9 protein-coding genes are annotated in these 14,406 nt (G+C 68.3%); 5 read left to right on the plus strand and 4 right to left on the minus strand.

Going from position 1 to position 14,406, the window contains the following annotated elements; all coding sequences use genetic code 11:
- The first annotated feature begins 46 nt into the window (after positions 1 to 46).
- The 3 genes from AC5P60_RS16340 (at position 47) to AC5P60_RS16350 (ending at position 6,898) form a co-directional block, all read left to right on the plus strand.
- Positions 47 to 5,587, plus strand: coding sequence for an ESPR-type extended signal peptide-containing protein (locus AC5P60_RS16340; protein ID WP_495201777.1), 5,541 nt, complete (start codon positions 47 to 49; stop codon positions 5,585 to 5,587).
- A 62-nt stretch (positions 5,588 to 5,649) separates the two neighbouring features.
- Positions 5,650 to 6,486 (plus strand): outer membrane protein assembly factor BamE, encoded by an 837-nt coding sequence (locus AC5P60_RS16345; RefSeq protein WP_483693249.1) that lies wholly within the window; start codon positions 5,650 to 5,652, stop codon positions 6,484 to 6,486.
- A 121-nt stretch (positions 6,487 to 6,607) separates the two neighbouring features.
- Entirely contained in the window at positions 6,608 to 6,898 is a 291-nt protein-coding gene (locus AC5P60_RS16350; RefSeq protein ID WP_019659952.1) for a DUF6959 family protein, read from the plus strand.
- Between the two features lie 80 nt (positions 6,899 to 6,978).
- Here AC5P60_RS16350 and AC5P60_RS16355 read toward each other — a convergent pair whose 3' ends face one another.
- The gene (locus AC5P60_RS16355) at positions 6,979 to 7,806 is read right to left on the minus strand and encodes a class I SAM-dependent methyltransferase (RefSeq protein WP_414489864.1); all 828 of its coding nucleotides are present in this window, start codon (positions 7,804 to 7,806) and stop codon (positions 6,979 to 6,981) included.
- Between the two features lie 63 nt (positions 7,807 to 7,869).
- Between AC5P60_RS16355 and AC5P60_RS16360 the strand changes: the two genes are divergently transcribed.
- Positions 7,870 to 8,277, plus strand: a complete 408-nt coding sequence (locus tag AC5P60_RS16360) for a MerR family transcriptional regulator (protein ID WP_044570411.1) — start codon at positions 7,870 to 7,872, stop codon at positions 8,275 to 8,277.
- A gap of 70 nt (positions 8,278 to 8,347) precedes the next feature.
- Here AC5P60_RS16360 and AC5P60_RS16365 read toward each other — a convergent pair whose 3' ends face one another.
- From AC5P60_RS16365 to AC5P60_RS16375, 3 genes are all read right to left on the minus strand, one after another.
- Complete coding sequence (locus AC5P60_RS16365; protein ID WP_005409984.1) at positions 8,348 to 9,064, minus strand: MgtC/SapB family protein; 717 nt, start codon at positions 9,062 to 9,064, stop codon at positions 8,348 to 8,350.
- Between the two features lie 127 nt (positions 9,065 to 9,191).
- Positions 9,192 to 10,964 carry a chloride channel protein gene (locus tag AC5P60_RS16370; protein WP_253133238.1) on the minus strand — a complete coding sequence of 591 codons (1,773 nt, stop codon included), beginning with the start codon at positions 10,962 to 10,964 and terminating at the stop codon, positions 9,192 to 9,194.
- A 62-nt stretch (positions 10,965 to 11,026) separates the two neighbouring features.
- The gene (locus tag AC5P60_RS16375; protein WP_495201778.1) at positions 11,027 to 13,108 is read right to left on the minus strand and encodes a TonB-dependent receptor family protein; all 2,082 of its coding nucleotides are present in this window, start codon (positions 13,106 to 13,108) and stop codon (positions 11,027 to 11,029) included.
- 131 nt (positions 13,109 to 13,239) lie between these two features.
- Between AC5P60_RS16375 and AC5P60_RS16380 the strand changes: the two genes are divergently transcribed.
- The gene (locus tag AC5P60_RS16380) at positions 13,240 to 14,160 is read left to right on the plus strand and encodes a M14 family metallopeptidase (RefSeq protein ID WP_483693247.1); all 921 of its coding nucleotides are present in this window, start codon (positions 13,240 to 13,242) and stop codon (positions 14,158 to 14,160) included.
- The last annotated feature ends 246 nt before the right edge of the window (positions 14,161 to 14,406 follow it).

Below are 14,406 nucleotides of genomic sequence, written 5' to 3' on the forward strand. Positions count from 1 at the left end.
GCAAGTCCACTGACATTCAAGTTGTTCGCCTACGGGGGAAGTGCTCATGAATCGCATCTACCGGCGTGTATGGAACCGCCAGCTCAATGCTCTGGTTGTGGCCTCGGAACTGGCCACCGGCGACAGCGGCGGCAGCGCCGCGCGGGATCCGCGCGCCTTCCTGCTGATGCCCACCACGCTCGCCCTGGCACTGCTGTGTGTGCTGGCCAGTGGCCACGCGGGAGCATCCGAATCCAATCAGTCGCTGCGTGATCTGCAGGCTCTTGCAGCCAAGTATACCCAGCCGATGCCAGTCAAGGTCGATGCCGAGGTAGCCCTCGCGGCTGCCGCAAGCCAGGCCCAGAGCAGCCCGGCGATCAGCGCGGATGCGCGCGTCGGCCTGCAGTTGAGCACCGCGTCGCTGCCGGTGGTGCGTGACGTGCTGCCGGCCTCCGTGCAGGTCAAGCTGGCCGCGAACACGGCGCCGAAGCAGGTCGCCGTACCAAGGCTTGCCGCTGATGTCCGAGCGAATGCCAACATCGGTCTTGGCGGCGCGCAGGTGGCATCAATCGATGCCGGTGCAAAGGCGGCCGCCGGCATCAGCGGCGCGCCGGCGGGCGCACTGCGGGGTCTGAAGGCTTCTGTGGATGGGGCGCTGGATTCGAAGCTGAAGGTGGCAGGCCACCAGATCGACGCCCAGGGCCAGGTAAAGGCAACGGCGGCGATCACGCTGCCCGCCAAGGAGGAACTGCCGGGAGAAACCCACGATCGCGCGATCACCGCAGCATTCGATGCTGGTGCTGCCGGCAAGGTGCGCGTGCAGGCGCCGAATGGCCAGGAAGTGGTTGCCGATCGCAATCTGAAACTGGCCGGCCAGGCAACGGTTGCGGCGCAGAACAGCGCACTGGGTGTCGGTGGGCTGGTGGGTAGTGCGGTCGGCGCCGCAGGCAATGCAGTCGGTGGCGCGCTCAACGGCACCGTCGGTACGGTCGGCAGCGCGGTCGGTGGTGCCCTCAATGGCACGGTCGGCAGCGTCGGCGGCGCCGTAGGCGGCACGCTCAACAACACTGTAGGCGCCGTGGGTGGCGCACTGAATGGCACCGTAGGCAGCGTCGGTGGTGCGGTCGGCGGAGCCCTCAATGGCACGGTCGGCAGCGTCGGCAGTGCCGTGGGCGGCGCACTCAACAACACCGTGGGCGCCGTTGGCGGCGCACTGAACGGCACCGTAGGCACCGTCAGTGGTGCGGTCGGCGGCGCCCTCAATGGCACGGTCGGCAGCGTGGGCGGCGCCGTAGGCGGCGCGCTCAACAACACCGTGGGCGCCGTTGGCGGCGCACTGAACGGCACCGTAGGCACCGTCGGTGGTGCGGTCGGCGGCGCCGTAGGCGGCACACTCAACAACACTGTAGGCGCCCTAGGCGGCGCACTGAACGGCGCCGTAGGCACCGTCGGTGGTGCAGTCGGTGGTGCCCTCAATGGCACGGTCGGCAGCGTGGGCGGTGCCGTAGGCGGCACGCTCAACAACACTGTAGGCGCCGTGGGTGGCGCACTGAATGGCACCGTAGGCAGCGTCGGTGGTGCGGTCGGTGGTGCCCTGAATGGCACGGTTGGCAGCGTGGGCGGCGCCGTAGGCGGCACGCTCAACAACACTGTAGGCGCCGTGGGCGGCGCACTGAACGGCGCCGTAGGCAGCGTCGGTGGTGCGGTCGGTGGTGCCCTGAATGGCACGGTTGGCAGCGTGGGCGGCGCCGTAGGCGGCACGCTCAACAACACCGTGGGCGCCGTAGGCGGCGCACTGAACGGAGCCGTAGGCACCGTCGGTGGTGCGGTCGGCGGAGCCCTCAATGGCACCGTCGGCAGCGTGGGTGGCACAGTCGGCGGCACGGTTGGCAGCGTTGGCACTGCGGTCGGCGGCACGCTCAACAACACCGTCGGTTCCGTCGGCGGTCTGCTCAATGGCGCCACCGGCTCCGGCACTGGCCTGGGTGGCCTGCTGGGCAACACGCTCGGCAATGTCGGCAGTGCCGTGGGCAACCTGCTCAACGGCAACCTCAATGGCACCCTCGGCAATCTGGGCAGCGCGGTCGGCGGCCTGGTCGGCGGCACGCTCGGCGGCCTCGGCCTGACCAAGCCCTCGGCGATCCCGCCCACCAGCCCGAAGGCGCCGGCTCCGGCCGATCCGAACGCGGGCCTGATCATCGGCACCGGCGGCCTGGTCGGCAATGTCGGGCAGCTGATCGGCCCGACCACCACCAGCCTGTTCGGTGGCGACGGCTACCTGAGCAACGGCAACCTCAAGCTCAGCAATGCCAACGTGATGCAGACCTACTCGACGGTCAATGTGCTGGGCCTGCCGGTGGTCAACCTGTCGCCGGTCGGCAGCACCCTCAACGGGCTGGGCGGTGCCGCTACCGGTGGCAGCTCGCACCTGACCCTGATCGGTGGCGTCACCTCCGACAGCTACATCTACAACATCAACAACGGCAATCCGGGCGGCCTGCTGGGCCTGCTGCTGCCGAAGGACTCGCCAGCGTGGGCCGCCAAGTGCCTGGACGTCGCCCTGGCTGACATCTCGTGCTGGGCCGTGAACGCCGCGCAGGACTACCAGGTGCTGATGGGCGATGGCGCCTTCGCCAACGGTTCGAAGGAAGTGGTGATCGGTGCCAATGCACGGCACGAACTGCCGAAGGTCGATGCCAACGTCGCCTTCCCGGGTGATGGGGTCAACGACCCGAGCAATCCGACCGGTGTGCCGACCGCCGACTACGCTGCGCGCATGGGCCATTCGGTGATCGTCGGCGACAGTGCCGTCGGTACCGCAAACGGGCAGACCCTGCTCGGTGCTGAAGCCACCTCCAACCAGGCCAACTCGGTCGCACTGGGTTACCGCTCGGCCGCACTGCGCGGCGCGCAGGCCAGCTACAGTGCTTACGGCCTGACTGCTCCGCAGGTTTCGGCGGGCGAAGTGTCGGTGGGCACCGCCGGTGGTGGCGAGCGCCAGATCACCAACGTGGCTGCCGGTAGCGTCAACACCGATGCGGTCAACGTAGCCCAGCTGAAGGGCGCGATCAGCCTGATCAACGGCGTGGCCGATGCCGCCGTGACCTACGACCTGGATGCCGGCGGCAACCCGAACTATCGCCGTGTCACGCTCGGGGCGGGCACCGGCACCACCACCATCGGCAACCTGGCCGGCGGTGCGGTCACGGCCGGCAGTCTGGAAGCGGTCAATGGCGGCCAGCTGGCGGCGACCAATGCTGCCATCGCCAGCTTCTTCGGCGGCCGCGCGGCCTTCGATCCGGCCAGCGGCGCGTTCACTGCACCGCTGTTCGAGATCAGCACCATCTCCACCGGCGGCGCCATCGCCAAGGGCCTGTATGAGAACGCCACCGATGCTTTCGCCGCGGTCGACGGCTCGCTGGTCAATCTCAACACGCAGATCACCGATATCCGCAACGGTGGCACCAAGTACCTGCGGGTGAACTCGACCGGTACCGAGGCGCTGGCCACCGGTGCCGACTCGATCGCGGTCGGTACCAACGCCCGCGCCACCGCCGCCAACAGTATCGCGGTGGGTGCCGGCAGCCTGGCCGACCGTGCCAACAGCGTGTCCATCGGTGCGGCCGGTGCCGAACGCCAGGTCACCAACATGGCCGCCGGTACCGCCGCGACCGATGCGGTCAACCTGGGCCAGCTGCAGGCGTCGGAGCAGGGCGCCCTGCGCTATGACCTCAACGGCGACGGCAGCGTCAACTACGCCAGTGCCACGCTGGGCCAGAGCGGCACCGCCACCACGCTGCGCAACCTGGGCCCGGGCCAGGTCAGTGCCACCAGCAGCGAGGCCATCAACGGTGCCCAGCTGTTTGCGGCCAACCAGGCCGTTGCCACCCACCTCGGTGGTGGCGCGGCGGTCAACGCCAGCGGCGTGCTGACCGCACCGACCTACTCGATCAACAACGTGGCCGCCAACGGCACGATTACCAAGGGCAACTACAACGACGTCGGTACCGCCTTCGACGCGGTCAGCAATTCGCTGGCCAACGTTGCCGACCAGACCGGCGAGATTGACAAGCTGGCCGTGAAGTACGACGTCGACGCCAGCGGTAACGTGCTCAACAGCGTGACGCTGACCGGCACCGGCACCGGCGCAGTGAAGATCACCAACGTCGCCGCCGGCAGCATCCTGGCTGGCAGCAGCGATGCCATCACCGGCGACCAGCTGTTCAGCACCCACAGCACCATCGCCAACTACTTCGGTGGCACCACCGCGTACAACGGCACCACCAACGTGTGGACCGCGCCGAAGTTCAGCATCTCCAGCATCGCCACCGATGGCACTTTCACCAGCGGCGACTACAACAATGTCACCGCCGCCTTCACTGCGGTGGACGGCTCGCTGAAGGTCCTCAACCAGCGCATCACCAACGGCGGCGGTGGCAGTGCCTACCTGGCGGTGAACTCGACGGCAGCGGCCGCAACGGCGGCCGGGGCGGAGGCGGTGGCGGTCGGCCCGCAGGCCAGTGCGGCCGGTGCCAACAGCGTGGCGGTCGGCAACGGCGCCAGCGCCAGTGCCGGCAACAGCGTGGCACTGGGTGCAGGTTCGGTGGCCAGCGTCGGTGCGCAGAGCGGCTACACCGGTGCCTACGGCCAGACCGGTGCCAGCAACTCGGCCGGTGAGGTCTCGGTCGGCAGTACTGGCAGCGAGCGCAAGATCACGCATGTCGCCGACGGTTCCGATACGTACGACGCAACCAATGTCGGCCAGCTGAAGAACGGCGTGAACTACGCCATCGACGAGTCGAAGAAGTACACCGACCAGAAGATCCAGAACATCACCAACGTGGCCGGCAGCTTCCGTGCCAACAACACCAACAACCTGGCCGACCCGTCCGCCAGCGGTGCCAACTCGGCCGCCGGTGGTGCAGGCTCAACCGCAGCCGGCGCCAACTCGACCGCGCTGGGCAATGGTTCGCAGGCGCAGGCCGACAACTCGGTGGCGCTGGGTGCGGGTTCGGTGGCGAACCGGGCCAACACCGTCTCGGTGGGTGCCGCTGGTGCCGAACGCCAGGTGGTCAACGTGGCCGACGGTTCGCAGGCCACCGATGCGGTCAACGTACGCCAGCTGCAGGCCTCGCAGCAGGGCACGATCCGCTACGACACCACGGTGAACGGTGCGACCAACTACAACAGCGTCACCCTGGGCAGCACCAGCAGCGGCCCGACCACGGTGCGCAACGTCGCCGCCGGCACCGCCGGTACCGACGCGGTCAACGTGGACCAGCTGAAGTCGGGCATGGCGCAGACCCTGGATTGGTCGAAGGCGTACACCGACGAGCGCATGGGCGGCTTCGAGCGCGACCTGCGCAAGACCGACAATCGCGCCTCGGCCGGTATCGCGTCGGCAATGGCCACCGCAGCGCTGCCGCAGCCCAGCGAAGCGGGCCGCAGCATGGCCTCGGTCGCCGCTGGCAGCTACAACGGCGAGTCGGGCGTGGCGATCGGTATCTCCGGTGTCTCTGAAGGTGGTCGCTGGATCTACAAGTTCAGCGGCTCCACCAACAGCCGTGGCGAGGCCGGTGTGGCCGTCGGTGCCGGCATCCAGTGGTGATCCCCGCGGCCGGGCCGCACGCGCCGCCCGGCATCGCGGAAACGTCCAAAGGGGGGAATGACATGAAACAGCATCGCATCGCCCGCACCGGCCAGATGGCCGCAGTGCTGGGCCTGGTCCTGGGGATGGGCCTGCTGGCCGCCTGCCGCAGCCATGCGCCGGCCGCTGACCGTCCTGCCGATACCACCGCCGTGCAGTTCCCGGAGGCGTCCAAGGCTTCGTTGAAGGAGGGCATCTATCCCGACGTCGCCGACCTGCGCAGATTCGCGCCGGGCATGAGCAAGCGGCAGCTGTATACCTTGCTGGGCACGCCGCACTTCAACGAAGGCATGTGGGGCGTGCGCGAGTGGAACTACCTGTTCAACTTCCGCACCGCGCAGGGCGCGGAGTATTTCACCTGCCAGTTCCAGGTGCGCTTCGACAGCAAGGGCATCGCCCAGGGGGGCTACTGGAAGCCGGAATCGTGCGCGGCGGTGATCGAACCGCCACGGCCACCGGCGCCCCCTGCACCGGCACCGCTGCCGGAGCAACCCCTGCGGCTGTCGGCCGACGCGCTGTTCGAATTCGACAGCGCGGTACTCAGCGCCGAAGGCCAGCAGGCGGTGCAGGGCATCCTGGCGCAGGTGCGCGAGGCCGCACAGGTGCAGTCGATCCGGGTGACCGGGTACACCGACCGTATCGGCAGTGCCAGCTACAACCAGACCCTGTCGCAGCGACGTGCCGAGGCCGTGCGCAGCGCGCTGGTGCAGGGCGGCGTGCCTGCGGCCAGCATCAGCGCCGAAGGACGCGGCGCGGCTGAGCCGATCGTGCAGTGCGAGCAGCGCAATCGGCTCGAGCTGATCGCCTGCCTGGCGCCGAACCGTCGCGTGCAGATCGCTGGGATCGCCCAACCGCGCTGAGAGTCCCGCACCGGGGCCATGCCCCGGTATCCCGAGTCCCCCCTGACCGTCGGCAGGACGTGGTTACGTCTCCCCCGTTGACCACGCCTGCCGGCGGCTCAGGTTTCCCATGGTGCACGCGATGAACGCTCAATTCCTGCCTCTTTCCATGAAGACGGAAACCACACTCAGCGTGTACGGCCAGCTCGGCAACCATGCCGTGGTACGCATTCCCGGGCGGCGCCTGCCGGGGCTGATCCTGCAGGCAGACACCGTGGCCGGGTTCCTGGCCCAGCTGCAGGAAGCCCAGGCCTGCCTGCGCAGTGGCCGCGCACAGCGTACCGACGCCGAGCTGGACATGCTGATCGACGTGCTGCAGCAGTGGTATGCGCTGATCGAATCGCGCCTGGCCGACGCCGGCGAGGCGCTGTAGGGAAAAAGGGGACGGAGGGGATTAAGTCGTTTCCGGCACACTCGGGGCAAGAGCGACTTAATCCCCTCCGTCCCCTTTTCCTAGGCGCGGGCGCGGACCAGCCAGCAGGCGGCATCCACGCGTACGCGGTCGCCCTCGATGAACGGGGTGAATGCCGCTACCGCCTTGTTCCGGAGCGAGGTGGCCCGGTCTTCGGGCAGATTGCGCAGCGCCAGGCCCAACGGGCCCAGCTGGCCGACATAGGTCGGCAGGTCTTCGCGGGCGAGCGAGCAGGGCAGGTCTACCGCAACAACCTCCACGTCATTCCAGCCGGAAGCCTGCAGCAGGTGCTGCACGCGCTCGCCATCGGCAAAGGCGAACTGGCCCGGTGCGCCGGGCGCGCGGGGCGGAAGATCCAGTGCATCGCCGATGGCGCGTTCGGCCGTTGTCATGAACGGGTTCTCCGCTGCGCTGCGCCAGGCGATGAAACGCAGGCCGGCATCTGGCCGCGCGGCACGGTGCAGGTTGGCGAAGGCGGCCTCGGTATCTTCGAAGAACATCACGCCCAACCGAGATTGGATCCAGTCGAAGTGCGCGGTGGGCAACGGATGCTGCTGTGCGTCGGCGACGATGAAGTCTGCGTCCAGTCCTGCCGCCTCGGCGCGTTGACGGGCCAGCGCCAGCATCGGCGCGGAGATGTCCAGGCCGGTGCAGTGCGCCGACGGGCGTGCGGCGGCTGAGGCCAGCAGGCTGGCACCGGTCCCGCAGCCTACATCCAGCAGTTGCGTGACGGTGTCGGGCAGTTCGTCGACCAGCAGGTCGGCCAGGGGTTGGAACAGGCCATCGAGGATGGCCTGCTGCGCAACCCAGATCTGACCGCCGGGGCCGTTCCACAGCGCGCTCTGATCAACGGGGGATGTACTGGTCATGGTCTTGCCTTGCGGGGAAGTCGCCCATAGGTTGGCGCTTGAAGGTCACTTGAGGTCAAGCCCGTGCGTGAACTGGATATCGGCGAGGTGGTCAAGCGCAGTGGCGTGCCGGCCTCGACCCTGCGCTACTACGAACAGCTTGGGCTGCTGCAGGCACTGGGCCGTCGCGGCCTGCGCCGGCAGTACGACGAGCGCGTGCTGGAACGGCTGGCGCTGATCGGTCTTGGCCAGGCGGCCGGGTTGTCGCTGCAGCAGATCGGGTTGTCGCTGCCGCCGCAGCATGGATGTATCTCGCTGGACCGTGAGGCGCTGCTGGCACAGGCCGATGTGCTCCAGCGGCAGATCACCCAGTTGCAGCGGGTGCGCCGGCACCTGCAGCGCGCGGCGGCCTGCCCGGAAGCGCAGGACGCGCGGCAGTGCGGTTCATTCCGCAAGCTGCTGCGCGCACAGCAGCGCATGGCGGGCGGGTGAGAGAGCATCCACGCATGGCGTGGATCTACTTCACCACGACCTCGGTAGATCCACGCCATGCGTGGATGAATCAATCGCGGGTGCTGACTTCCCAGGTGGCGTGCAGCACGCCCGGCACGTGTTCCATCCGCGCCAGCACCACATCCAGCTCATCGGCACTCACGGCGGTACTGACCAGCACCGCGATCACATCGGTGGGTGCATCGGCATGCTCGACCACCTGCACGTCGCCGACCGGATACTGCGCAGCCTCCAGCGCATCGACGAGGCGCTCGCGCACCCGCGGCACGGCTTCGGCATCCACGCTCAGGCGCACTTCGTAGGTCGCTTCGGTGGCGGCCTCGTTGATCGGGATACGGTTGATCGCATTGACCAGCGGCCGCAGCAGGGTGTTGCCGGCGATGATCAGCACGGTCAGCAGCACGCCTTCGGCCAGCATGTCCGCGCCGGTGCAGCTGCCCACCGCCGCCGAGCACCACAGGGTGGCGGCGGTGTTGAGGCCGCGAACGTTCATGCCTTCCTTCATGATCACGCCGGCACCTAGGAAGCCGACGCCGGAGACCACGTAGGAGATCACCCGTACCGCCTCGGCGCTGCCGGCGATGCGCATGCCCAGGTCGACGAAGGCCGCGGCGCCGACGGCGACCAGCACGTTGGTGCGCAGGCCGGCGGTGCGTTGCCGGTACTGGCGCTCGGCGCCGATCAGCGTGCCCAGCACGAAGGCGGCCAGCAGGCTCACCACGGTGTCGGCGAAGGGACCGGCCTGGAAGGTCTCAATGAAGCGCATGGCCGGAGTCTACCCGGTCATGGTGACAGTAGATCCACGCCACGCGTGGATTTCCAGCGGTTCACGCCACGCGTGGTTAGTCAGGTGCCAGAAACGACTTAATTCCCTCCGTCCCCTTTTTGCGGGATCAGTCGGTGTCCTCGACGCGCTCGCCCATCAGTTCGCGCTGGCGCTTGTCCAGTTCCTCGGCGTAGCGCTTGCGTACGAAGGCTTCAGAGACCACGCCCAGCACCTGGCCGTCGGCGGCGACCACGGCCAGTTCGTCGGCCTGGGTCTGGTCGAAGCGCTGCATCACGCTGACCACGTCCGCGGCTGGCGACAGCGACACATCACGGTTCTCGGCCAGCTCGCCAATCGTGGTTTCCGGCTTCACGCCGTCGCCGTAGACGCGCGGAATCTGCACGATGCCGGCGTAGTGGCCTTCGCTGTCGATCAGGATCACCCGGCTGCCCGAACCCAGCGGGAAGCGCTGGCGGAACGCGGCGGCATCGAGATCGGCCGGCGCGGTGGCCACGCCCTTGCGCATCAGCCGGCCGGCGTTGAGGTTCTGCACCCAGCCGACGTCGCGGGCGCTCTTGATGGTCTCGCCGCGCAGGTGCATGCGCCAGGTCGAGAACGAGTAGCCGAACCACTGCCGTACCAGCGTGCTGGACACCAGCACCGCGCTCATCACCACGCTGGTCAGCAGGAAGTCGTGGGTGCCTTCCAGCACCAGCATGGCCATGGTCATGGGCGCGCCGACCACCGCCGCAGCCAACGCTGCCATGCCGGCCAGCGCAGCGGACGTGGCGTCGACCACCGGCACGCCGGTGGCCATCGCCAGCAGGCCGGCGAACAGGGCGCCGACCAGGGTGCCCATGAACAGCGAGGCGAAGAACAGGCCGCCACGGAAACCAAACCCGAGAGAGATGCCGGAGGCCAGGCACTTCAGGGTCAGCAGGCCGCCGATCCAGATCAACGGCAGGTGGGTAGTCAGGTCCAGGTGCAGCGCGCCATGGCCGGACGAGAGCACCTGCGGGCTGGCCAGGGCCAGCGGGATCAGCAGCAGGCCGCCCACCACCGGGCGACCCCACAGCGGCAATGGACTGCGCTTGACCGTGCCTTCGATCGAAGCGATCAGGCGCATGATGACAATGCCGACCATCGCGCAGCAGCAGCCGAGCAGGCCGTAGATGGCGTAGTCGGCGGCACGCACGTCGATGGTAGAGGCAGCGGGCAGCAGGTAGGCCTCGATGCCAGCCTGGTCGGCCACGAACGCACCGGCCAGCGCGGCGACGGCCACCGGTGCCAGTGCGGCCGGGGTGTAGGCGCCAATGACGATTTCGAAGGCATAGAACGCACCAGCCAATGGCGCACCGAAGGCGGCGGCGATGGCACCGGCGGCACCGGCACCGACCAGGATGCGCACGTCGTTGCGACGCAGGCGCATCACCCGGCCCAGCTGCGAGCCGCTGCCGGCACCCATCTGCGTATACGAAGCCTCCAACCCGACCGAGGCGCCGCAGCCATTGGACAGCAGGGTCTGGGTCAGCACGATCAGATTGTCGCGCATCGACATGCGGCCGCCATGCAGGGCATTGGCTTCCACCGCATCGAGCAGGGGGCGCTTGAGCCGCGTCGCGGCCAGGCTGACCAGGCCGACCAGCAGGCCGCCCAGTGGCAGCACCAGCAGCGCGGTCCAGGTCAGCGAGGGCAGGGAGCTCAGGCGCATGCCTTCGTCCAGCCCATACAGCGTGCCCTGCAACCAGCGCGCGATGCCCGACTGCAGCAGGGTCAGGTAGCCGGCGATCAGGCCGACCAGCAGCGCGAGTGCGATGAACCACAGATCACTGCCACGCAGCCGCAGGCGCAGGCCCTGGAAGGCCAGATGCAGGCGCGATGGCAAAGCAGACGGTGACATGGTGGCGGCATGATACGCCGCCACCGTGATCGCCACCGTCACTGCATCGGGCGATTACCGCTTCAGAAGCGGTAGTGGCCCTGCACGTAGAAGGTACGCGGCGCGGCCACCATGCGGCCGGCGTTGCCATCGACATTGCGGGTGTACCAGCGCTTGTCGGCCAGGTTGTTCACGCCCAGTGCGATCTCGCTGTCACCCAGTCCCGGCACCTGCCAGGCCACCTGCGCGTTCCACAGGCGAACACCCGGCACGCGGCCCACGCGCGCATCGGCGCTCTCGGCCCAGGTGTTGGCGGCGTCGGCGTACTGGCCGCTCTGGTGGGTGCTGGAGACATTGAAGGTCCAGCCGGCCAGTGCGTAGCGGGCGCCGACGCTGTCGGTGTCGCGCGCGTAGAAGGGCACGTCCAGGCCACGGTTGTCGCCGGACTGCTGGATCGCCTTGGTCCAGGTGTAGTTGGCGTACAGCTCCAGCCCGGCCAGCGCGCTGTCCTCGGCGAAGCGGTATTCCAGTGCGCTCTCCACATCCTTGTGATCGGTGGCGCCGATGTTCTGGAAAGTCGGCGGAGTGATCCCCGGCACCTGCAGGATCTGGTTGTCGAAGCGCATCTTGAACACGGTTACTTCCGCGCGCAGTGCACCGTCCTGCCAGCGCGCACCGAGTTCGGTGGTCTTGGCGATTTCCGGGTTCAGCGGATTGCTGGCGGTCTGCGAATTCAGCTGGATGTTCTGCACCGGCCCGAACGAGGTGGTGTAGTTGCCGAACACGGTCAGCTGCGGGGTCAGCAGGTAGGCGATGTTGAGCGAGGGCAGGGCCTTGTCGTTGCGGCTGCTGAAGGTCGCCGTGCCACCGGCCTGGCGGCGGTCCATGTCGATCCATTCCATGCGCACGCCCGGGGTGATCCGCCACTGGCCGATCGCAATGCGGTCGTCGATGTAGAACGCGTGGGCGTCGGTGGCGTTGTCGAAGCGGTTGGTGGCGCTGGCCACGCCGGTGCGGCGGGTGACGGTGTAGCTGCGGTCGTTGCCACGTTCGCGCAGGAAGCGGTAGCCGGCGGTGATGTCGTGCACGCTGGCGCCCCAGTGCAGGCGCTGGGTGTAGCGGGGCTCGATGCCGAGCACGCGGTAGTCACGCGGCTGCACGGTCAGCTGGGTGTTGGCGGCGTTGATCAGCGAGCTGGCGCGGCTGCTTTCGTTGTAATAGGCCAGCACCTCGAACTCGCTGTTGGCCGACAGCGTATTGGTGTAGCCCAGGTCGATGCCGGTGCGGTGGCCCTTCCAGAAATCGGTGGGGCGGGTGTTCTGGAACGGATCGGCCTCGTACTGGGCGCGGGTCAGGCCGCCCGGGGTCAGCGAACGCACATCGTAGTAGGACAGTTTGGCGCGCAGTTCCTGCTGTTCGTCGATGGCATAGGCGAACTTCAGCGCGAGGTCGTTGAAGCGGTCATCGCTGCCCTGGCGCCAGCCACGCCCGTCCTGGCCGGAGTAGAGCAGCGCCGCGCCGAGGCCGTTGCCGCCGGTGCCGCCGAGGAAGGCGTTGTACTGGGTGCTGTCACCGCCGCCATGGTCGTAGGCGCTGTAGCGCACACCCGCTTCGCCGTGCAGGCCCGCGCCGGTCGGAATGGCGCGGGTGCTGAAGTTGATGATGCCGCCCACGTTCTGTGGGCCGTAGCGCACCGCGCCGCCGCCGCGCACCACGTCGATCGATTCGATGTTGGACAGGCTGGTCGGTGCGAACGACAGCTGTGGCTGGCCATACGGCGCCACCGCCAGCGGCACGCCGTCCAGCAGTACGGTCGAGCGTGGCGAGTAGCGCCCGGTCAGGCCGCGCACGCCGATGTTCAGCGAGACCGAGCTGCCGGCCGTGCCGGAGTTGTCGGTGACCTGCACGCCGGGGATGCGGCGCATGGCATCGCCGATGCTGGCTGCGCCACTGGCCTCGATGCGCTGGCGGTCGACCACCGTGCGCGCGCCGGCGAAGCTCTTGACGCTGTCATGCAGGCCGGTGCCCAGCCAGCTGCCGGAAACCTGGATGCTGTCCAGCGTGGTGGCGCCGTCCTGGGCGAAGGCACGGGTGGCCGGGAGCAGGCACAGGGCGAGGGCGGCAGCCAGGGGCAGGCGGGCCGGTTGCAGGGCGTGGATGGGCATCGGTGCGGGTTGTGGAAGGTCGTAAATGAGAATTATTGCTGATTCCATTCGCTATTGGAATGCGCCTCCGGTTCATGCCGATGCCCCGGTGGTAGAGTGGGCGATTGCTTCCTGACCCGCTGAGATCCGCCATGTCCCAAGCTGCTTTCTACCCCGTCGGAACCCCTGGCCAGCCGTGGGGAGCGGCGGAGCGGGAGGCGTGGCGTGGCCGCCAGCAGCGCCTGCGTCGCTATGACGAAGAGGTGCTGCCGCGCATCGAGGCGTTGGCTTCGCGCTTTGACAAGGTGGCCTACGGCCAGCTCGACTACGCGGGCGAGACCTACACCTTGTTGGCCCTGCGCAGCCGCGACTGGAACCCGGCGCTGCCGGCTGCCCTGGTCACCGGTGGCGTGCACGGCTATGAGACCAGCGGCGTGATGGGCGCGCTGGAGTTCCTCGAAAAGCACGCCGCCGACTATGCCGGCAAGGCCAACCTGCTGGTGGCGCCGTGCGTGAATCCGTGGGGCTTCGAGCGCATCAACCGCTGGAACTTCGATGCGATCGACCCGAACCGCAACTTCCGGGCCGACGGCCCGGCCCGCGAATCGACCGCCGTCATCGAACTGATCGCGCCGTACAGGGGCCAGTTCGTGCTGCACATCGACCTGCACGAAACCACAGACAGCGACGAGAGCGAGTTCCGCCCGGCGCTGGCCGCGCGTGACGGCAAGCCGTTCGAGCCGGGCCTGATTCCCGATGGGTTCTACCTGGTGGACGACAGCGGGAACCCACAACCGGCCTTCCAGCAGGCGGTCATCGCCGCGGTGGAGAAGGTCACCCATATCGCGCCGGCCGACGACAAGGGCGAGATCATCGGTTCGCCGGTGGTGGCCCATGGCGTGATCGAGTACCCGCTGGTGAAGCTGGGCCTGTGCGCCGGCATTACCGGCGCCAAGTACACCACCACCACCGAGGTCTACCCGGACAGCCCGCGGGCGACGCCACAGCAGTGCAACGACGCACAGGTGGCGGCGGTGTGCTCGGCGCTGGATTACGCGCTCGCCCATCGTTGATCGGTAGTGCCGGCCGCTGGCCGGCAACCACGGGACACTGGGATTGCCGGCCAGCGGCCGGCACTACCTCATCCAAGCGCGTCGGCCCACCACAGTGCGGCCGGTCCGGGCGGCGTGTCGCGACGCCACAGCAGTGCAACGACGCGCAGGTGGCGGCGGTGTGCTCGGCGCTGGATTACGCGCTCGCCCATCGTTGATCGGCAGTGCCGGCCGCTGGCCGGCAACCACGGGACACTGGGATTGCCG

It is taken from the genome of Stenotrophomonas sp. YJH_SMC_120, assembly GCF_059368675.1.

What these genes read in the sequence shown, in the direction of transcription:
- AC5P60_RS16375 (WP_495201778.1), bottom strand. Translation starts at nt 13,108, where the DNA reads ATGCCCATCCACGCCCTGCAACCGGCCCGCCTGCCCCTGGCTGCCGCC.
- AC5P60_RS16345 (WP_483693249.1), top strand. Translation starts at nt 5,650, where the DNA reads ATGAAACAGCATCGCATCGCCCGCACCGGCCAGATGGCCGCAGTGCTG.
- AC5P60_RS16380 (WP_483693247.1), top strand. Translation starts at nt 13,240, where the DNA reads ATGTCCCAAGCTGCTTTCTACCCCGTCGGAACCCCTGGCCAGCCGTGG.
- AC5P60_RS16365 (WP_005409984.1), bottom strand. Translation starts at nt 9,064, where the DNA reads ATGCGCTTCATTGAGACCTTCCAGGCCGGTCCCTTCGCCGACACCGTG.
- AC5P60_RS16355 (WP_414489864.1), bottom strand. Translation starts at nt 7,806, where the DNA reads ATGACCAGTACATCCCCCGTTGATCAGAGCGCGCTGTGGAACGGCCCC.
- AC5P60_RS16350 (WP_019659952.1), top strand. Translation starts at nt 6,608, where the DNA reads ATGAACGCTCAATTCCTGCCTCTTTCCATGAAGACGGAAACCACACTC.
- AC5P60_RS16340 (WP_495201777.1), top strand. Translation starts at nt 47, where the DNA reads ATGAATCGCATCTACCGGCGTGTATGGAACCGCCAGCTCAATGCTCTG.
- AC5P60_RS16370 (WP_253133238.1), bottom strand. Translation starts at nt 10,964, where the DNA reads ATGTCACCGTCTGCTTTGCCATCGCGCCTGCATCTGGCCTTCCAGGGC.